This window comes from Rhodococcus sp. P4_B6 (genome assembly GCF_056402215.1).
Map to the genome: position 1 here is coordinate 85,240 of NZ_JBFUHV010000003.1, position 20,144 is coordinate 105,383.

16 protein-coding genes and 1 pseudogene are annotated in these 20,144 nt (G+C 63.8%); 8 read left to right on the plus strand and 9 right to left on the minus strand.

Translation table 11 applies throughout. From position 1 onward, the window contains the following. Positions 1-77: 77 nt before the first annotated feature. Positions 78-3,347 (minus strand): protein kinase domain-containing protein, encoded by a 3,270-nt coding sequence (locus tag AC1DWT_RS02150; protein ID WP_477919506.1) that lies wholly within the window; start codon positions 3,345-3,347, stop codon positions 78-80. Positions 3,348-3,650: 303 nt separating this feature from the next. On the opposite strand from AC1DWT_RS02150, the pseudogene AC1DWT_RS02155 reads away from it, so the two are divergent. Further along, a pseudogene (locus AC1DWT_RS02155) lies at positions 3,651-4,064 on the plus strand (hypothetical protein); the annotation flags it as partial. Positions 4,065-4,339: 275 nt separating this feature from the next. On the opposite strand, the gene AC1DWT_RS02160 reads toward AC1DWT_RS02155, so the two are convergent. Further along, positions 4,340-5,434, minus strand: a complete 1,095-nt coding sequence (locus tag AC1DWT_RS02160) for a CaiB/BaiF CoA transferase family protein (RefSeq protein ID WP_095860505.1) — start codon at positions 5,432-5,434, stop codon at positions 4,340-4,342. A 438-nt stretch (positions 5,435-5,872) separates the two neighbouring features. Next, positions 5,873-6,043: a hypothetical protein gene (locus tag AC1DWT_RS02165; RefSeq protein ID WP_179377495.1), complete on the minus strand. Its 171-nt coding sequence runs from the start codon at positions 6,041-6,043 to the stop codon at positions 5,873-5,875. 318 nt (positions 6,044-6,361) lie between these two features. Between AC1DWT_RS02165 and AC1DWT_RS02170 the strand changes: the two genes are divergently transcribed. Beyond that, entirely contained in the window at positions 6,362-7,543 is a 1,182-nt protein-coding gene (locus AC1DWT_RS02170) for an alpha-hydroxy acid oxidase (RefSeq protein ID WP_095860506.1), read from the plus strand. 245 nt (positions 7,544-7,788) lie between these two features. Continuing rightward, positions 7,789-8,085, plus strand: a complete 297-nt coding sequence (locus tag AC1DWT_RS02175; protein WP_477919509.1) for a cupin domain-containing protein — start codon at positions 7,789-7,791, stop codon at positions 8,083-8,085. Between the two features lie 74 nt (positions 8,086-8,159). Here the strand turns inward: AC1DWT_RS02175 and AC1DWT_RS02180 are convergent, their stop codons facing one another. Continuing rightward, a complete protein-coding gene (locus AC1DWT_RS02180) occupies positions 8,160-8,996 on the minus strand; it encodes a mycofactocin-coupled SDR family oxidoreductase (protein ID WP_477919511.1) in 837 nt (278 codons plus the stop codon). 95 nt (positions 8,997-9,091) lie between these two features. Further along, entirely contained in the window at positions 9,092-9,919 is an 828-nt protein-coding gene (locus tag AC1DWT_RS02185) for an SDR family NAD(P)-dependent oxidoreductase (protein WP_477919513.1), read from the minus strand. Between the two features lie 735 nt (positions 9,920-10,654). Here AC1DWT_RS02185 and AC1DWT_RS02190 point away from each other — a divergent pair. From AC1DWT_RS02190 to AC1DWT_RS02205, 4 genes are all read left to right on the plus strand, one after another. Beyond that, positions 10,655-11,395, plus strand: coding sequence for a WD40/YVTN/BNR-like repeat-containing protein (locus AC1DWT_RS02190; RefSeq protein WP_477919514.1), 741 nt, complete (start codon positions 10,655-10,657; stop codon positions 11,393-11,395). A gap of 124 nt (positions 11,396-11,519) precedes the next feature. Then, positions 11,520-13,049 (plus strand): aldehyde dehydrogenase family protein, encoded by a 1,530-nt coding sequence (locus AC1DWT_RS02195; protein ID WP_477919516.1) that lies wholly within the window; start codon positions 11,520-11,522, stop codon positions 13,047-13,049. 141 nt (positions 13,050-13,190) lie between these two features. Further along, positions 13,191-13,592, plus strand: coding sequence for a putative quinol monooxygenase (locus AC1DWT_RS02200; RefSeq protein ID WP_477919517.1), 402 nt, complete (start codon positions 13,191-13,193; stop codon positions 13,590-13,592). Positions 13,593-14,353: 761 nt separating this feature from the next. Then, positions 14,354-14,947, plus strand: coding sequence for a cysteine hydrolase family protein (locus tag AC1DWT_RS02205; RefSeq protein WP_477919519.1), 594 nt, complete (start codon positions 14,354-14,356; stop codon positions 14,945-14,947). A 253-nt stretch (positions 14,948-15,200) separates the two neighbouring features. On the opposite strand, the gene AC1DWT_RS02210 is transcribed toward AC1DWT_RS02205, so the two are convergent. The 4 genes from AC1DWT_RS02210 to AC1DWT_RS02225 all read right to left on the minus strand — a co-directional run bounded on the left by AC1DWT_RS02210 (position 15,201) and on the right by AC1DWT_RS02225 (position 19,127). Further along, a complete protein-coding gene (locus AC1DWT_RS02210) occupies positions 15,201-15,527 on the minus strand; it encodes a hypothetical protein (protein WP_477919521.1) in 327 nt (108 codons plus the stop codon). 264 nt (positions 15,528-15,791) lie between these two features. Continuing rightward, positions 15,792-16,313 carry a VOC family protein gene (locus AC1DWT_RS02215; RefSeq protein ID WP_073362235.1) on the minus strand — a complete coding sequence of 174 codons (522 nt, stop codon included), beginning with the start codon at positions 16,311-16,313 and terminating at the stop codon, positions 15,792-15,794. 87 nt (positions 16,314-16,400) lie between these two features. Continuing rightward, positions 16,401-17,390 carry a PDR/VanB family oxidoreductase gene (locus tag AC1DWT_RS02220; RefSeq protein WP_477919523.1) on the minus strand — a complete coding sequence of 330 codons (990 nt, stop codon included), beginning with the start codon at positions 17,388-17,390 and terminating at the stop codon, positions 16,401-16,403. Positions 17,391-17,603: 213 nt separating this feature from the next. Continuing rightward, the gene (locus AC1DWT_RS02225; protein ID WP_477919525.1) at positions 17,604-19,127 is read right to left on the minus strand and encodes an AMP-binding protein; all 1,524 of its coding nucleotides are present in this window, start codon (positions 19,125-19,127) and stop codon (positions 17,604-17,606) included. Between the two features lie 168 nt (positions 19,128-19,295). Here AC1DWT_RS02225 and AC1DWT_RS02230 point away from each other — a divergent pair, with 168 nt between their 5' ends. Beyond that, positions 19,296-20,042 (plus strand): hypothetical protein, encoded by a 747-nt coding sequence (locus AC1DWT_RS02230; protein WP_477919527.1) that lies wholly within the window; start codon positions 19,296-19,298, stop codon positions 20,040-20,042. The last annotated feature ends 102 nt before the right edge of the window (positions 20,043-20,144 follow it).

Genomic DNA, 20,144 nt, shown 5'->3' on the forward strand with positions numbered 1-20,144 from the left:
CGATCCACGACCTCACCGAAATTCGCTCAACCGCAGGCAATATGACTGACCGACCGCACGGTCCCGAACCAGACATGTCAGTTCTGATCGCGTGTCTGTTCCGCAACCCAGGCAGCGACCTGTGTCCGGGAGGTGAAACCCAGCTTTGTCAGGATGTGCTCGACATGGCCTTGCGCGGTGCGCGGTGAGATCACGAGGCGGTCGGCGATGGCCTGATTGGTCAGACCTTCGGCGATGAGGCCGGCGACCTGGCGTTCCCTCTTGGTCAGTCGCGTCGACGCGTCGGCGTCGGACGTGGAAGGGCTGGGCGGATGTTCGTGGAGGGCGTAAGCGATGGCCGCGTCGAAGCCGAGCTGTTCACCCTTGCGGTGGGCCGACGCGAATGCTTTACCCCCAAGTGCCTGGCGAACCTTCTGTTCGCAGTTCTGTTGGTAAGAAACCAAATTGGAATGTATGACGACGGCACTTCCCACCGACCGCGCCAACCCGTCCGCAGCTCCCATCAACACTGCGGCCCGATCTGGATCGCGCCGCTCGCACGCGATCCAGGCCAGCGCTCCGAGGCAGGCGATGGCGACACGTGGGCCGTGCACTTGCCGAGACAGCTCCAGCGACTGCTCGAGCAGCCAGACCGCACGATCGGTGTCGCCCTGTCGCCACACGGCAATCCCCAAGGCCCACAGCGAGTACGACCCGTACATCTTCTCGCCGTATCGTTGTGTGATCGCGAGAACACGCTCGAGGAATTCGATCGCCTGGCCAGTCAGGCCGGACAGCCCATATACCAAGCCCAACGAGTACAGCACACCGGTTTCGAGTGTGCGTTCCCCGCGTCCGGTGAATGCCGTGAGCGCGGTTTCGAAGTGAGAGCGGGCACGTCCAAGATCACCGCTGTGGAGGGAGAGCATGCCGTCCGCACACTCGACGACAGCGCGCATCATCAGGTCGCTGGTTTGCGCGGTGAGCGTGCGCGCCTCCTCGACGAGCGCGGTCCCAGCCTGGAGGTCACCCTGCGCATCGGCCATTGCACTGGCGCAGTACAACGCCTTGACCCAAGGCAGGGTGGGCGGACCTGACTGGCAAGCTCGCAGTCGGTCGAGCCAACGACGCCCCTCGCTGTAGAGGCCCTGGGAACCCCAGAACAGAAACAGTGCCACGGCGGTGCGTAGTCCGGCGGCGGGGTCGTCGTCGATGCTGAATTCGAGGGCTTCCCGCAGGTTCGGTTGTTCCCGTTTGAGGCGGGCGATCCAGTCGAGTTGGCGGGCGCTGATCCACTCGGCCTCCGCTTCGAGCGCCAAGGACTCGTACCAGTCCCGGTGCCGGCGACGCAAAGCCACAGCCTCGCCGGTCTGTTCGAGTTTTTCGTAGCCGTATTCGCGGAGGGTTTCGAGCATCCGGAACCGCACCACCGACCCGGATTCCTCGCGGATCAGGATCGACTTCTCTACCAGGGACGTCAGCGTGTCGAGCAACTCGCCGGGGTCGAGGTCGGCGCCGCACACCTGCTCCGCGGCGTCGAGTTCGAAGCTTCCCGCGAAGACCGCCACCCGACCCCACACCAGTTTCTCTTCGGCGGTGCACAACTCGAAGCTCCAGTCGATGCACAACCGCAGGGTCTGTTGCCGCGTCGGCGCGCCGCGGTTGCCGCGGGTCAGCAGGGCGTAGCGGTCGGTCAGCCGCTCGAGGATCTGCTCGGGTGACATCGCCCGCAGCCGGGCCGCGGCCAACTCGATCGGTAGCGGCAGCCCGTCGAGCCGGTGGCAGATCCCCGCCACGGTCGCCGCATTGCCCTCGGTGAGCTCGAACCCCGGAACCGCGGCAGCGCCGCGGTCGACGAACAACGTCACCGCATCGTACTTGGGCAACCCCCGCATCGAGGTCGGCCGCTCCGGATCCGGGACCGCCAGCGGCGGGACTCGCAACACCGCCTCCCCACCGATGACCAGGGGTTCGCGGCTGGTGGCCAGAACCCGCACCCGCGGACAGGCCCGCAGGAGGAGGCCCACGAGTTCGGCGACCGCGTCCACCACGTGTTCACAGTTGTCGAGGACCAACAGCACCTCCCGCGGCACGAGGAACTCGACCAGCACCTCACGCAACGGCCGCGCCGAATGGTCTCGCAATCCCAGTGCGCCGGCCACCGCGTCGACCAGCGACGACGCGTCGCGCAGCTCACCCAACTCCACCAGGAGCACACCGTCGGAGTACTCGCGTTGCACGGCCGCTGCGATCCGCATCGCCAGCCGCGTCTTGCCCACACCGCCGATCCCGGTCAACGTCACCAACCGCGACCCGGCCAGCAGGTTCTTGGACTCCGTGAGCTCGTGTCGGCGACCGACGAAACTGGTCAGTTCCAAGGGGAGGCTTCCCGCCACGCCCACCGTCGAGGGAGCCGGTGATCGCCCGCCATGCGATACCGGTTGCACTCCATCACCCTGCGTGTCCGGTCCGGCGCGCAGCGCCATGTCGTCGACCGGGAAGCCGTGGGCCCGTTGCAGGGTTCGCAGTTCCTCGCCGAAGTCGGCGGCGGCGGCCGGGCGCTGACCGGGCCCGCGGGACATCGCCCGGGCAATCACCGCGGACACATCATCCGGGACCCCCTGCTCGCGCAGGTCGGGCACCTCTTGCGTGGTGATCCGCAGGAATTGCGCGACCACCTGCTCCCCGCTACGACGTTCGAACGCGGCATGCCCCGTCAGAGCACTGAACAGGGTGGCACCGAGACCGTAGACGTCCGCGGCCGGACTCGGTGAATCACCCCCGAGCACCTCCGGCGCGGTATACGCCGGCGACCCGGTGACCGCACCGGTCGCGGTCACGAAGCCGCCGCTGATGTGCGCGATACCGAAATCGGCCAACTCCGGATCGCCGTAATCGGTGAGCAGAATATTCGCCGGTTTGACGTCCCGATGCAGGATCCCGAGCCGGTGCGCCGACTCCACCGCGCCCGCCATCTTCACACCGAGTCGAAGCGCCTCGTCCACCGGCAACGGACCGTGACGGCGGATCCACACGTCGAGCGAATCCTGCGGGTGGTAGGGCATCACGATGTAGGGACGGCCGCTGTCGGTGGCACCGACCTGCAGAATGTTGACGATGTTCGGGTGCCCGGTCAGCCGCCCCATCGCCCGCTGCTCCCGGAAGAACCGGGCCCGGTTCTCGTCGTCGAGTTCGACGGTGAGGACCTTCACCGCCACCGTGCGATCCAGGTCTGCCTGCGTGCAGCGGTAGACGACGCCGAACCCGCCGCGGCCGATCTCCTGAACGTCAGCGAAACCAGCTCCACCCAGTTCGGCGGCCGGGGACGGCGGGTACCGCTGCGTGTCGAGCGGGTCACCTTCACCCATCGGACGGTCTACTCACTCCGCCGACTCGTGGCTCCGCGGTGGTCCCGACGGCACGACCAGCGCAAATACAACCGTGGACCCACCTCTCGATAGTGTCCTCTCAGAGGATATCTCTGACTGTGACCGGTCACATCGGCCATCGGCGCCTAACCGAACGACGCGCGCAGAACCCGCGAGTACCTCGACGTCCTGTGGGTTCGCCCGCTCCGGCGCGAGAGCACGCGCCGCGCACTCGGAAGGCATCACGCAGTTCTTTAGTACTGCATCGCCAGTCTGCGACTGATGAGACTGGYGTGGTAACTGATCCGATGCGGAGTCAAAGTTGCTGCAGCGACCGGTGGGTTCAGTGCATTCTATGTGCTATTTGCGCATCGGTTTCGGGGGTTGAGTCGCGGCGGCGGATGGGCGCGTACGTGCGCGGGACTGCTGAATGAGGTCGAGCGCAAGAACGGATGGACACTGGCGGGGGGCGGCCGGTGATGCGGGCCCGGAGGGCATGCAGCGGCTGCTGAAACAAAAGAGCCCTCGACGCCCGGGCTGCCGTTCCGGTGGTTTACCGGCGACGAGGCCTACGGGAAGGTCGGCGTGCTCCGGATGTGACTCGAATCCCGTGGTGTGGCCCATGCTCCCGCCATCCCGAAGTCACCGATGATGATCTCAATGAAGCTGCGTCAGCGCCGAACCCACGCCAGGATCGCCGACCTGCCCGAAACCGCGGGGAAGTGAATCAACTGAATGCGTCCGCGCAACGGACTTCATCGAACGCCTACCGCACACCAACACCTATGGCCCCTCCGGCGGCGGGCGGCGCGGCGCGATCATCTACATCAAGGTCCACCCGACTCCTACGTCCACTGCTGGCAGCGCATACCCGCCCGCACCGCCGGATCTGCGTCAAGCTCTGAAACCATCGATCACCACGTCCGCGGCTACGTCGATACAGCACGACTCGCCGCGGTCTGAAAACCGTGAGAGCTAGCGATCAAGGTGCGCTAGCGCCAGACATCGCTGATGGGGGTCGCCGAGGTCGGTGGGGCGGCCGGGATGGCGCTCGGAGTGCGACTGAACCGTGGAGCCGGTGCGTGCTGCGTGGTGTGGTCGAGCTCGATCAACGAGCTGCGCGCCTTGATGTGGGGATGCTCGCTCGCTTCCGCGAAAGTCAGCACCGGAGTTACGCATGCGTCCGTTGCGCCGAACACCCGGACCCATTCGTCCCGTGTCTTCGACCGAAATCGATCGGCGAATATTCGTTGCAACTCGGGGTGCGTCGATGTCTCGTACTGCGCGGGCAGCTCCTCGGGGTTCAACCCGAGCCCGCGCAGCAGCTCGGCGTAGAACGGCTGCTCGATCGCTCCCACCGCCACGTACTTCGCGTCCGCGGTCTCGTAGGTGTCGTAGTAGGGATGCCCGCCGTCGAGCACGTTGACACCGCGCTCGTCCGACCACTGCCCACGAGCGCGCAGTCCCCAGATCATGTGCGAGATCGCGAGGGCACCGTCCACCATCGCGGCGTCGACCACCTGACCGAGTCCGGACCGCTGCCGCTCGACCAGCGCGGCAAGCACACCGACGATCAGCAGCATCGAGCCGCCTCCGAAATCGCCAATCAGGTTCAGCGGTGGAACGGGACGTTCACCGCGTCGCCCGATGGCGTGCAGGACACCGGTGAGCGAAATGTAGTTGATGTCGTGACCGGCGCGTTCGGCCAAGGGCCCGTCTTGACCCCACCCCGTCATTCGCGCGTAGATCAGGCCCGCGTTGCGGCGAAGACACGTGTCGGGGCCGAGGCCGAGTCGTTCAGTCACGCCGGGCCGGAACCCTTCGATCAGCACATCGGCACGATCGACGAGGTCGAGTACCTCGGTGACGTCCGACTCCTTCTTGAGGTCGGCATGGACCAACGCATGCCGGCCGCGCAACTGCTGGTCGTGCGACGCGACGCGTCCGCCACGTTGAACACGGACTACCTCCGCGCCCAGGTCTGCAAGCAAAAGCGCTGCGTGCGGGCCCGGCCCGATGCCCGCCAACTCCACCACCCGCAGGCCGGCGAGCGGGCCGTCGCCGGCCACATACGATCTCTCGTTCAATCAGAACTCCTCACGCCGAACTCGACCAACCGCCGAGATCACAAACCCGTTCCGTCGCGTCGCAGCGTTTGCTGACCGCAGAGGGAACCCGACCACCGAACCGGCGATGATGCCCGATCATTGCCTGACATTGCAAGTAAGTACTATACAACTGTTTCGGTGATTGTGCCGTGATCGCGGCGCCAGCCGCGCGATCCCACATCGGAGTCCCCGCAAGGAAGCAGAGCAGCTGATGAATGCGGCCTTCGATGCAGAACAAGATGAACTGCGAACGTCCGTGTGTCGTTTCCTCGAAGCGAGGACTCCCGAATCGGGGGTCCGCCGACTCATGGAGACGGCGTCCCACTTCGACATCCCTCCTGGCTCTCCTAGAACCATTGTCAGGGGTGTCCACTCCAAGGGGGCAACCTCACCGGGTCAGCTCCACCGCCCCGGTCGTCACCGGCGCGGCGCCGGACCGGTGCCGCGCACCGTCTCTATCGCCCCGCCCGGACGCGCGGACAGGTTCAGGATCGTCTCGTGCCGGACCTTCCCGCCGACACGGAAACTGCGGTGCACCAGGTAGGAGACCGACCGCCGACCGAAGCGGGTCGTGTACCTACGTGACACCTTGGCTACATACAACGTGGCCGGCTAGCTCGCCCTATGGCAACCGTTCGGCCTCACAGCGGAAACCCGCCAACGACACACGTCACTCCGGACTACACCAATCCGTGCTTCGCCGCGATTTCCCCCAGCTCACCCCACACACCGAAGCTCGGTTCAGATGACACACGCCTGCTCACACACGGCGACCCCAGATTCCAATCAGCACCGGATCGAAGAAGTCTGTCGCCGACGCTCCGCACACCCCATTTGCGTAGGCATCGACGCAGTAACACTGTATAGTACTCACTATCTTTGTAGTTTCATGCTGGGAGGTACGAGTTGTCCATTGACCGTCGAGGGCGCACTCAGGGCGACTATCGCCTCCCGTATCGCTGGCAGTTCGATTCGGTCGCCGAAGCAGAGGCCCTGGCGCGCAAAGTCCTTCCCCGCGCGATGTACCTCCGCCTCAATAGCGGTGCTGGCGAGAGCCGAACGATGCTCGCAAACGGGCAGGCATACGGTGACGTGACATTCCGCCCACGAGCGGCGACCGTCCAGCCGAGCCGCGCGACATCGACGACCATTCTCGGCGTTCAGATCACTGCACCGGTGTTGTTGGCGCCGGTCGGCGCCCTCAGGCTGCAGCACCCCGAGGGGGCCGCCGCAGCAGTGGACGCAGCTGGACGGTTCGGCACAATCTGCGCTATCAGCCCGGCCTCGGGACACTCCTTCAACGAGCTTGCATCGAGCTCCGGTTCCACACCACTATGGTCCCAGGTCACAACTGCGATCGGAGGTCGAGATGGCGCCGAGAAGCAGATCGCCATGGTGGACGAATTGGGCTACCACGCGCTCGTTGTCACTGTAGATTCAGCGCTACGACCCAAAGTTCCACCGATTCGATTGAACGCCCGGACGGTCGTCGGATTTGCGCCCGACCTCATCCGGCACCCGCGTTGGACTGCAAAGTTTGTGCGCGATGGAATGCGTTTGGGCGTCGCGAATCGGGCCGTCGGAGCAACCCCCGACCCCAAGGCACGTCCGCTTGCATGGGATGACCTACGTTGGATGTCCGAGCTGTGGCGCGGGCCGATCGTCGTCAAGGGCATAATGACGGCCGACGACGCACGACGAGCAGTTGATCTCGGCGCCGCAGCGATCGTCGTCTCCAACCACGGCGGACTCACCCTCGACGGTGTTCCTGCCACTCTCAGCGTGCTGCGGGAAGTCGTGGAAGCGGTAGGTGGACAAGTACCGGTACTTATCGACGGTGGAATCCGCTCCGGAAACGATGTTGTCAAGGCGGTGGCGTTGGGTGCTGACGCCGTTCTCGTCGGCCGCGCCTATGTGATGGGTCTCGCTGCTGGTGGCGCCGCCGGCGTCGGGCGTGTCCTCGACATCCTTCAGGATGATATCCAGCGTGCGCTGGCGTTTCTCGGCTGCGCGTCGATTGATGAACTCGACCTTTCGCACGTCCGAATTCCTACAGACTGGGCCAGCTTGCGTAGCGAACACAATTGACGAAGGGATGGAAAGTGGTATCGAACATGACAGATGGGGTCCGAGTTGTAGTGACGGGCCACGACGACCGGGGACGTAGTGTGGTTCGTGACGATCGGCAGGTGCGCCGATTTCCGGTCCCTTCTGCGGGAACCAACTTCCACCTACTCTGGGGTGCCGATTCGTTGCCGCACTTTCCGGACGATGGTAGTGCCGACGACAGTGTCGTGCCCTTCCCTCCGGTGGGCGGGATCAGATTCGTTCAGATGGTGGTTCTGCCCGATGGGAAGGCCGACGACGCAACCGATAACGTTGAGAACGTGCATCTCGCGGAGGGCGAAAGGCCGGGAATGCATACCACCGCGTCAGTCGACTGCTGCGTGGTGATCGAGGGCGAGGTCTGGCTCGAACTTTCCGACGGCGTCGAGTTGCACCTCAAGCAGGGTGACAGCGTGGTGCAGAACGGGACCATGCACGGATGGCGCAACCACACAGATCAGGTCGCTCGAGTTGGGGTGTTCCTCGTCGGTACCGAGCACGACGGCCTCGCACCACGAGCTTGACCAATTGCGGACGCCCTGTGCTTCCGATCATCGAATCGAATTACGGCACAGGGCGTCTGCGATTGGTTCGCGGTCTACCAAGCGAATGACAGACCCAGGTCCACTGGCAGCACGATGCCCGTGACATAACGTGCCTCGTCGGATGCGAGATAGGCTACTGCCGCGGAAATATCGGCCGGCTCGATCCAGGGCTCATCGAGGGGATGCATCTTGCGCATCACGTTTGCGGCGTCGTCGACGGTCGGGTTCTCCTTATCTGGGCAGAAGATTTGATACAGCCGATCGTTCAGAACGAAGTCGGTGGGGACAGCAGTTGGGGCGACACAGTTGATTCGAATCTTGTGTGGCGCGAGATCATTGGCCATCGATTTCATCATTCCGATGACTCCGGTTTTCGCCGCAATGTATGGAGCCAGCTGGGGGGCGGCCTTGATCGCGGCCGCCGAGCTTGTCATTACGATTGAGCCACCACGGCCCGCGTCGATCATCGAAGGGACCGCTGCTGAGACCGTGTTCCATACTCCGGTCARGCATACTGCGAGAACATCATCCCATTCTTGCTGCGACACCTTCCAGAACGGCAGCGAGTTGATACCGATCCCCGCGTTGGCGATGACGATATCGATCTTGCCGAACATGCCGAGTCCCTGATCCACAATTGCGGTGATCTGCGCACGATCGCGGACGTCGGCCCTGCCCGCGACGATTTTGCCTCCGGCGGCCTCGACCAACCTGACCGTCTCATCGAGATCTTCTTGGGTGGCCTGCTTGTAGGGGACGGTGTCGTACGTGCACAGTCCGTCGAACCCGATGATCGAAACACCCTCCGACACAAGACGGAGCGCGTGTGAGCGACCTTGCCCACGCGCGACGCCGCTCACGAGTGCGACCTTGTCCGTCAACCTTCCCATGACCTCTCCCTCTGGTGCTGTATCCATTTTGCTGTGTTTGCTGTGTTGTTTCGCCCCGGCCGTTCGCCTCAGGGCAGTGATCGTGGGGCCTGTGCTCAACCCGTAAGATCGGCACGCCACCTCTCGATTCGCTGATCGAATCGGTCGCGCGATCCTGGATGGGGGGCGAGCAGGAATCGTCCCTCTTCTACAGCTGCCACAGTCGCTTGAGCCACCTCTGATGCCTGGGCGAGCTGCCCGGTGGACGCCGCGAAGGTTCCGGGGTTCGAGCGCGGGTCAACCCCTCGGTCCGCTTTGGGTCTGAGGTGTGCGGGGCGGTCCCGCGGACCGTCCGTCATCAATCGAGTCAGTGTCGGCCCCGGGCACAGGACGGTGACGCCGACGTCGACACCTCGCTCGGCAAGGTCTAGCGCGAGTGTCTCGGAGATCGACACGACTGCGTGCTTGGCTGCGTTGTATGGGCCGTTGAGGGGGACACTCGCAATTCCCGCCATTGATGCCGTGTTGATGACGTGACCGGAGCCTTGGGATACCAGATGTGGCACGAAGGAGGAGATCCCGTGGATGACGCCCCACATGTCCACGCCGAGGAGCCACTTCCACTCCACGTGCTCGAATTCCCACAGGGGCATGTTCTTGCCGACGGTGCCGGCGTTGTTGCAGACCACATCCACTCGGCCGAAGTGCTCGAGCGTCCTAGCGGCGAGGCGATCGACCGCCTCCGGATCGGTCACGTCGGTAGGGGCTGTCAGGACCCTACCGGGCTGCCCGACGAGCTGTTCCGCGGCGGATGCGAGTGCCGCCTCATCGATGTCGCTAATCACGACGTCGAGGCCGCGCTGCGCGAATTGCTCACACAGTGCGAAGCCGATACCGCTTGCGCCACCGGTGACGACCGCAACCTGCCCTGCTATCAACTTCACGATTCAACTCCATTGTTGTCGTGGCTCGAGCGCGTTGCCGAGTACCGTGTCCAACTATGCGTCACGCCGCTATCCGGACGCCGTTCGAACTCGGACCTGACTGACGAGATGCGAACCGCTCGGACGACGAGTGGGGCGATAGGACCCCGCACCGACAGATCGCCGAGGCCCCCTCGAGTGCGGGAACCGACCTCGGGTCGCCGAGATCTGTAGTGATCGCCGCCCGATCAGGCAATGCCGCTTCGGCGCTTTGGACCAAAGAACTTCCTACCAAGTAAGTAACGACTATACTAGAATGACCCGTTGATGCAAGGCTTGCACCTCCATCACGGCAAGTATATAGAGTATCTACTTACCTTTACCTGATAAGGGTCGTTTCGGCCGACTGGGTCGGAACACCGAAGACGTGTTTCTCGGAGAAATGAGGGTGTGGTGGACTATTCGATCTGTCTGGCCACGACAGGAGCCGGGCTGTGGACGAGTCACGATGGTGGCAAGAGCTGGATCCTGTCGCATTGCGACAATCCGAAGTATCCCTACGAACTGTGCGTCCGGGCGATAACCGCATCCCCTGACGATTCCGGCGCGGTATGGGCGACGATCGATAACGAACGTGGCGAAGACATTCTGGCCCGGAGCGTCGACCGCGGCGAAACGTACCAGTACGTAGGTGTTCCAGCCCCGGGTAGGCAGGTCCTCAGCCTGGCAATCGACCCGCACTCTCCACAGACAATCTTGGCCGGCACACGGCCGGGGGGAGTCTTCCGCAGCACCGACGGCGGCGCCACCTGGACCGAACTTCCCGTCGGAGTGTCGCTCGAGTGCAGCATCGGTGCGACCCGGGTGACTGCGATCCGATACACCGATGTCCCCGGGGAGATCTGGGTGTCGGTCGAGATTGACGGGCTCTACCACAGCACTGATGGAGGCGGGAGCTGGCGACGATTCGAGGTATCCGGAGGCAAGTCGCTCCTCGGTGAGGGTGAGATCTGGAAGGACGAACGCCACGCCGACATACATGATGTAGTTGCCGGACGCAGCGCCGACGGAAGGCGCAGCGTTTTCGTTGCCACCCCGATCGGGTTCTTTGCATCTGACGACGGCAATCAGACGTGGCGGTGCACGCGGTACCCGGTCGACGACACGTACGAGTCATCGCTTTTCTATACCCGCAGCCTGCACGCCAACGCCGCCGATCCTTCCGTGCTGGTCGTGGGCGTGGGCCGTCGCCCACCGGACCACGGGTCGTTGGGTGGCATCCACCGCAGCGAGGACGGCGGCCTCACCTGGCGGCCGGTCAGCCCGGTCCTGCGCTCGGTGGTGTGGAAGATCGCCGGACACCCGCACGACTCCAACGTGCTCGCTGCGGTCACGCTGTTCGGACAGGTCGCGACCACTACTGACGGCGGCTCGTCGTGGCAGCTAAGCGAACGTGAGTTCGGCGAGATCCGCGGCGTGGCAGTGGTCGGATCATGATCCGATGCCTGGTATCGCGCCCGACGTCGGTCCGACGGCAGGACAACTCCCCCCGCCTGAACGGTCGTCGACACACCGCCTTTGAGCGGTTCTCGACGATCCCTGAATCCGAGGTGATGAACGCATGACGGTCCAGGACTCCACGGTCGCCGAGCGACCCGAGTCGGTCGCATCCGCGATTGCTCACAACAGCGGCGGCCTCTACATCGGGGGTGAGTGGACGTCCCGGTCGACCGCGGCGACGACACCTCTTGTCGCGCCGGCCACCGAACAGGTCTACGCGCACGCCGTCGTCCCGACGATCGCCGACGCTGACGCCGCTGTCGCTGCGGCTCGCCGAGCATTCGAGACGGGCACGTGGCGTACAACTCCCGTTGCCGAGCGGGTTTCCATTATTAACCGTGCCTGCGGCCTCATCGCCGAACGAGCAGGCGTGATCGCCGAGATCGCCGCGCATGAGATGGGCGCACCGGTCCAGGTGACGCGGATGATGACGGGCGTCGTCCTCGACGTCGTCCGTGGGATGGGTGAGCTGGCCCGATCCGTTCCCGACGTCGAGCCAGGCACTGGGTTGTGGGACTTCGAGATCCAGCGCGATCCCGCGGGTGTGGTGGTGGACATCGTTCCGTGGAACAGCCCATTTACAGCCACGATGATGAAGTCCGCGCAAGCCTTGCTGGCCGGTTGTAGCGTGATCAGTAAGCCGCCACCGACCGCACCGTTTGCGGTGGTGGAGTGGGCGCGGGCCCTCGAGCTCGCAGGCCTGCCGAAAGGCGTCTACAGCGTCCTCGCGGCCGATCCGTCGGTCGCCGAGCACCTGGTGGAACACCCCAGGGTGGACCTGGTCGTGTTCACGGGTGGCACCGGGGTGGGCCGGCGCGTGGCCGAGCTGTGTGGGCGCAACCTCAAGCGCGTGGTTCTCGAACTCGGTGGCAAGTCAGCGGCGGTCGTGCTCGACGATGCCGATCTGCAACTCGCGGTGGACAGCGTCGCGGCAAGCGTGTATTTCAATTCCGGCCAGATCTGCAGTGCGTTGTCCCGCCTCGTGATTCCCGCTCACGCGGTCCACGATGTCGTCGAGATGCTCCGTGTGAAGGCCAACAGCGTCGTCGTGGGTGATCCGCTCGCGGACACGACGACGATGGGCCCGATGGCCACCTGTGAACATCATCAGAGGGTTCTGCAACGAGTCCGCGCGGGCCGGGAGGAGGGCGGCCGGTTGGTCTTCGGTGGCGAACGGCCGACCGAGCCGGCGCAGGGGTGGTATGTGACGCCGGCGTTGTTCGTGGGAGAAAACTCGATGTCGATCGCCCGCGAGGAGATCTTCGGTCCGGTGGTGACGATCCTGCCGTACGATCACGTCGACGAGGCGGTCGCTATTGCGAACGACTCCCCCTTTGGGCTCGGCGGGAGCGTGTTCTCCCGCGACGACGAGCGGGCCCGGGTAGTCGCCGCACAGTTGGACACGGGCAGCGTCACGATCAACGGGTACACCACGAATCTGCTTGCACCACGTGATCCACACAAGGATTCCGGAATCGGTTCGGTGACCGGGGCAGCGGGATATCAGAACTTCCGGACCAGCCGGCTGGTCAACCTCCGTGCCGGCGGCCGCGCGTGGCGGCCGACAGAGCTGTTCGCCGACGCGGAGTAATGCACACCGGCCCTCAGCACACCCGAGCCACAGCGGCACGAGTGGTCACTGTGGGCCGGCGCCGTACTGCAACACCGCTCGATCGAACCCACCAATCAGGCTCGACGAGAATCCGTCGAGGACAACAAAGGAGAAACGTTCGTGTACATCACACTGTCGCGCTTTCGCGTCGAAGGAGACGGGCAGGCCTTCGATAATTGGCTACTGCCCTTGGCCGACAAGCAGCGCGCATTACCCGGAAATGTCATGTACCAGGTACTGCATGACCCTCAGGACCCGCAGGCACGCGTGCTCACCGAGGTTTGGGAGACCGAGGACGACCACATCGCCCACCTAACCGACCCCGATCACGTCGAGATCATCGCTCTGGGGTCAGAGCATGGAATGCGCGATGTTTACGTCCATCACTGGAGCCGTGCTGAGGGGCACATCGAGCGCGGTCGCAACCGCACCGAGCACCGACTCGCCGATCGCGACGAACGGTCCGACATGTACCACTTGATCGACGAGCTCCGCACCGCGCGAGGGCTTCCCACTAGCTGATTCACGATCACCGGCATCGAGCACCGTATGTTCGCTGCCGAGGTGGATGGACGGGCGGGATAAGACTGTGGTGTCACATCGCCATCGGGCACCAGCGCCAGGGACATACTGGCCCCGTCCGCCTTCATCTCGTGGCGGCTCGGGCTCTCATCCTTGATGGGAGGACGTCGGCTGAACGCATGTGCGCAGTGTCCGTTGCCGCGCGATTCGCCGGGAGTACCCGGCTGGCGGTTGGTGATCATCAGCGGTGGATGCGCGCGGGCGCATCCACCCACGCCCGGATCTGGTCCTCGAATCCCAACAGTTGATCTCCAGCGGCACCGTGCCCGTTCGGACAGATCGTGCCGCGTCGCCGCGGTCACCGCCCCGATCAGCCATCGTCCAGCGCCTCGATTCCCGTCGGTGCGCTGCAGACCCGCGGCCTGCGCGGCCTCGACATGCCCGGCGCGGTCTTACGGTCCGCCTAGCACTGCGCCGCAATCGTGCCCACCCCTGGTGGGCTGGATCCGGGCATCCGATCCAGACCCTGGAGCACATCTTTGACGTACCGATCATTGGCCTCTCGAAACGCGATGCCCGTCCCTCCGTTGCCGGGAATACCGACACGACGATCAAACGACCCATCCGAAGGGACTCCGACGGGCCGCGCCGAGTGGTCCCACGACATGCAATCCGAATGGTCCCATGACAATGGCCGAAATCAGGTCAGCACGGTCCCATGCTCAGGTCGGGCGAGACCATAGAATGCCCAAGGAAGGTTCATGACGACCAGGAAGACAGGGCTGGATCCGCGGTCTACCGCGCTACTTGTCCTCGACATCCAGGACGGTATCGTCGCGTCATTGCCCGATCCGCAGCCGTTGCTCGACTCCGTTTTCCGGGCGATCACTTGCGCGCGGTCCGCAGGCGCCACGGTAGGTTATCTGCGGGTGGCGCTGACCGAACGGGACCGCACCGCCGTTCCACCAACGAACATCACATTCACCGCCATTTCCGGGACGAAGCTGCTGGTCGAGGGCGACCCGTCTACGGGGATCCACAGCCGCGTGACCCCTGCGCCGGGTGATCTGGTCGTCCGCAAAACACGGATCGGGGCGCTGTCCACCACCGACCTCGATGACCAACTCACGCGTCGGGGCATCACTACCGTCGTACTTGCCGGGATCAGCACGGGCGGTGTCGTACTCAGTACGGTCGCAGACATGGCGGACCGCGATTATGGCGTGTACGTCCTCAGCGACGCCGTCGCCGACATGGACCCCGAAGTCCATCGGGTTCTCGTTGAGAAGGTCTTCCCTACCCGCGCGCGTGTAATCAACGTCGACAGGCTACGCATCTTACTCACCGGACTCTGAACCCTACTTGGATCCGACCTGTTCTWTTAATTTAACGTGCTCGCCGATCGATGTGTTCTCACCATCCGCGCGGCGCGCAGGACGCCCACCGTGGAGTCGGTGTATCTCCGCAACGTAACGATATGTGTATTGCCTTGTTCTAGAGGACTTCTGGTGCTGTTCAGGATGCCGCCATCATGTCGGACGGCGTAGTGCAACCCCAAGTAGCTGAGAAACTCCGCTATAGCGGGAATCGGCGTAGCCAGATTCTGGGTCAAGTTTTCGGTGTTCGGGTCGTGTTTGGCTGCTTGATGTGTTTCAGGCTTCGAATTGTGCTGCGGCGACGAAGAGATCGACCCGTCCCGAGGCCGGGGGCGTCGAACATCTGCGTCGGGGAGAACTCCGCCTGCAGGATGGACAGGTCGTAGCGGTAGCCGACGTCCCGATCGGCATCGGTGCAATGGACCCATCGGAGAATCGCCAGCCACTTGCACAGCAGCGCGTCGATCCGGCTGTCGCCCTTCCCGTCAACGCCAAACTGTGCATCGCCGGCCACCACCGAGCTCGGCGTCAGACGGCGAAGGGCGGTGCTAGTGTTCACCGTACTCGACAGCGCATTCGCGGAATTACGCCCCGATCTACAGCACAATCTGTGACCGGTTGACCGATTCGACGCCAAGGACGAACGGGTCGAAGTCGGCGTCGATGCAGCCAATCCGGCTGCCATCCGGTGGCAGGTTGCTCGACCACCCGAAAGGCACACCCGAGTCGAGAGCCTCCTCGATCATCGACTGTGCCCGTCTGGGTTTCGTGCCGAACGCGGCCTCATCACCGATTTCGGCCGCCGGCTGCGGTCTCCGGCAGATCAGTGCTTGCCGATTACGACTGGGTCGTCGAGCGATGCGGTGCCCTCCCCGGCGCGGATGTTCGATGCCACCAGATACTTTCCTGTCTCGACGATCTCGATATTCTTGCCATCGGGGTCCTTGAGGATCATGAATTTCGATCCCGCAACAGGTCCGTGTTCGGTCACCTGAGGCTTTGCGTGGATCGTGTATCCCTTTGCCGTCCACTCGTGGTATGCCGCATCGATGTCTTCGACCGACAGGCACGGGTACGCATAGCCGATGTCGTCCTGACGTCCGTCGAATTCGGCACGACGGACAGGGTGGAACTCGATCAGCTCGAAGATCACATCCCCGATGGCTAGGAGCGCAACTCGCTGCTCGTGTTCGGGCAGGCCGAGGGCTTGAGCCGTGTCTGCTCCCGACTTCACGTGCAGAGCCATCCCGGGGACCACGCCGAACGCATCCTCGAAGAACGCGAGAGTGCGCTCGAGACTTGTAACGGTGATGCCGATGTGATGGAACTTGACTTGTACTGCCATCTTTCACTCCAGTCTTCGGTGATATCTTCTTTTGACAGACGATCGGGCATATGGGCTGTGAACTCCCGAACGTTGCGAATTCCGTTGTCACAAATCCAGTACGAGGCGTGGGGTCTTCGACCGTCCCACGCAAATCATCATGGTGGCGCCCTCTGCTCGTTCTTCCGGGGACAGCAATTCGTCGTGATGTTCGGGTCGCCCCGCGAGTACCTTCGTTTCACATGCCCCGCAGATGCCTTGTTCACAGGAGAATTCAACATCGCCGATTGCGTCGATCACGACATCAAGTATCGATCGGTCTGCGGGCACAGTGACCGTTACTCCGGACCGACTAAGTTCCACCTCGAACGCTTGCCGCTCCCCCTGCGGCTCGTCGGGCGCTACGAACCGCTCGATGCGTAGCTCGATGTCGTCGCGGGTCGCGGACACTTCATGCTCGATCGCCGCCAGCATTGGTGCTGGTCCGCAGCAGTACACTGCTGCCCCCGCTGGGGCGTCTCGCACGACCGCTTGCAGATCTGGGAATCCTGCGTCGTCCTGCGGGACGAGCTCGACGCGGTCGCTACCCAACGCAGTGAGGTCATCGGTGAATGCCATTCGGTCGAGGGAGCGCCCCCCGTAGACAAGACGCCACGGCAAACCACGTGCTTCGATCTCTCTTACCATTGCGGAAATTGGGGTGATTCCGATTCCGCCGGCAACGAACACGTATTTCTCTGCGTTGACCAGGGGGAACCGGTTTCGTGGCGGCCGGATCCCTACAAGCGTGCCGGGCAGTAGGTGCTCGTGAACCTCCATCGATCCGCCACGGCCGTTGGCGACCCGGTGTACCGCGATGTGATACGTGTCAAGACGGCTTGGATTGCCGCACAATGAGTACTGGCGGGTTAGCCCGGAGGGAAGTACGAGGTCCACGTGTGCGCCCGGGGACCATGGGGGTAGCTGTGAACCGTCTGTGGGGCACAGTTCCAGCGCGACGACATCCAGTGCCACGTGTTCTCGACCGACGACTTGCACCGGAACCACCGCATTGGCATTGGTCGGGTTCTCGGTAGATTCTTTGTCGATCACGTTCACACCACCACAATCTTCTTCGAGAAGTCGCAAATCACCACAATCTCCTTAGGGCTTCCCGCCCGCATCGCAGGGCGAACAGTGCGCCCGGCCCAGCGGCTAGCCGCGGAGTCGGCGCGGGAGTTCCGGATCGCCCCAATTCAGATTGGTTAGTACTTACTACATTAAGTGGCCGACACCACACCGTCAAGGTCGACACCGCCATGCTGACGCCTTTCAGGAAAGCAGTTGATCGCGGCGAATCTTGCCCAGATCGTTGCGTGGCAGCGAGTCGACGAAACGAACCTCGGTTGGCCGCTTGTACGGTGCTAACCGCTCTGCCGCCCAGTGGATCACCTCGTCAGAGGACAGCCCGTCAGCAACGACAAATGCAACGACCGACTCACCCCACTCCTCGGACGGGCGGCCAGCGACTGCCGCCTCGACCACGGCTGGATGACGACCAATCACCTCCTCGACCTCGCGGGGATAGACGTTGTAGCCTCCCGAGATGATGAGCTCCTTCGACCGCCCCACGATGGCGAGGTAGCCGTCGGCGTCGAACTCCCCCAGGTCACCGGTCCGGAACCAGCCGTCGTCCGTAAAGGACTCCGCCGTAGCAGTCGGGTTGTTCAGGTATCCACCGAACACACTCGGTCCGCGCAGCTCGATCTCACCGGCACCGCCCAGGCCATCGGTTGCGAGGCGCACCTCGACACCGGGGAGTGGGATCCCGACTGTTCCCGGCTTACGCCCGCCGTCATACGGATTCGATATCGTGATGACCGTCTCCGTCATTCCGTACCGTTCGAGGACGCGCTGGCCGCAGCCGCTCTCGATTTGGGCATGAAGCTGCGCAGCGAGTGGAGCGGATCCAGATACGCACAGCCTCAATCGACGCAGCGCGGGGAGTTGGGGTCCATTCGCGAGCCTGTGGTACATGGTGGGTACGCCAAAGAACATCGTGCCGCCCGCCTGGGCCGCGTCCGCGACCGCTCCGGGGGAGAACCTGGGAATCAACTCTATCGACGCTCCTGACACCAACGAGCCATTGATACCCATCCCGAGCCCGTGCAGATGAAACAGGGGCAGCGCGAGAATGAGGCGGTCCTCTGGGCTCCACCGCCAGGCCAGCCGGACCGACTCAGCCGACGCGAGCAGGTTTCCGCTGGTCAGGACGGCACCCTTGGGTGCGCCGGTCGTCCCCGAAGTGTGACAGATCAATGCCGGCGTGTCGCGATCAGCGGCGTCGAGTGTGGGCACCCCACCGCTGGCCGGCAGGCGGACATCACATCCGGTGATGACAATCGGCTCGGTCGACGCTTCGGATACCAGTTGCCCCCGTCGCTTGTCGTCGACAATAGCGGCGCGTGGAGTCGTGTTTTGGACGACGTGTCGGATCTCGGTCGGCCCGTACGCCGTGTTGACCGGCACAACCACCAAGGACATTCGGTGCGCGGCAACGTACGCCACGAGCATGTCGATCGAAGGACCGGACGAGAGGATGAGCCGGTCACCTGCGACCAGACCGGCAGCGGCTAGTCGGGCCGCGACGGCGGCGGATCGTTCCTCGAGTTCGTCGGCACGAATCTGCGAGCCGTCCTCGGCTCGGGCGACCACCGCATCGGGATTCTCCAACCATCGCGCGTGCCACGCGCGCGGCAGCGATTCTTCGCTAAGCACGTCCGTCGCCAACACGTCGAGCGGTAGATGTCGGGCCGTGGCCGTAGTGGCCGGCCAGGCATGTGTCACGGTTTCCATCGGTGTGCATCCTCCACGCAATTTGTTTAGCACTCACTATCGGAGATGTCCATTGAACGGCGACAATTGGTTCGATAGAACTTGCCGGTACCGCATCGGACGACCCGAAAGGCTGGACTATCGCTCAGATAAGTATGTATAGTACAAACTCCAGCAAAGGAGGTTGGGGTGTTCAAATTCGTCGCCTTCGATCAGGCCGGCTACGTCCGGGAAGATGCCCATGGTTTCGACAGCCACGTCTTCTTCGGGGACCGCAAGGCGGAGGGGCCCGGTCCGCAGATCTACATCAACGCAGTCGACCCGGGTGTCAAACTCGCCGCACATTTCCATCGCATCGATCAGTTCCAGGTCTTCTTCGGCACCGAAGGGGCGGTGTTCCAGCGCAAGCCCATTCCGTCGGTGTTTGTGCACTACACAGACGCATACTCGTCCTACGGTCCGTTTTCCGCCGCACCGGACGCGCCGTTGCTATATGCAACGATCAGGGCGAAGTCCAGCAACTATGGCGGCGTCATGCCGGGCGCGCGCACCGAGCGACCGCACGTCGGCCGGCGCCAGCTCTCGAAGTCTGTGGATGGTTGGCAACCGAGCGAGCTCCCCGGAACCGGTACCTACGAGACGGTGGAGATTTTCCCACGCGACCAGGACGGTCTTGCGGCAACACTCGTGCGGCTCGGTGCTGGGGCGACGTACGCTACCCCGTCGACGTCCGCAACGGCTGGCCGCGCGTGGTGCGTCCTCGCCGGTGACATCCTAACGTCCGACCAATCCAGAGGCCCCCGGTCGATCGGCTGGCAGGACCACTCCGACGATGACGATGTCGCGACGCTCACCGCAGGCGCGGACGGCGCGAGCCTACTCGCGCTCGACTTTCCATGGCCCGCCACCGACACCGTGACCGTGGATCCGACCTAGCAGATCCGTATTTGTGACGCCGTCCGCCCGATCAGTCCGGTAGGACGGCGTCACAGTCGCGTGTGCACAACCGGAGGGCGTACCCCGCCAATCCCCCTGCCA

Bases quoted from the DNA above. Each gene is read 5' to 3' on its own strand.
- AC1DWT_RS02150 (WP_477919506.1), bottom strand. From the start codon at position 3,347: ATGGGTGAAGGTGACCCGCTCGACACGCAGCGGTACCCGCCGTCCCCG.
- AC1DWT_RS02175 (WP_477919509.1), top strand. From the start codon at position 7,789: ATGGTGGTTCTGCCCGATGGGAAGGCCGACGACGCAACCGATAACGTT.
- AC1DWT_RS02195 (WP_477919516.1), top strand. From the start codon at position 11,520: ATGACGGTCCAGGACTCCACGGTCGCCGAGCGACCCGAGTCGGTCGCA.
- AC1DWT_RS02205 (WP_477919519.1), top strand. From the start codon at position 14,354: ATGACGACCAGGAAGACAGGGCTGGATCCGCGGTCTACCGCGCTACTT.
- AC1DWT_RS02215 (WP_073362235.1), bottom strand. From the start codon at position 16,313: ATGGCAGTACAAGTCAAGTTCCATCACATCGGCATCACCGTTACAAGT.
- AC1DWT_RS02225 (WP_477919525.1), bottom strand. From the start codon at position 19,127: ATGGAAACCGTGACACATGCCTGGCCGGCCACTACGGCCACGGCCCGA.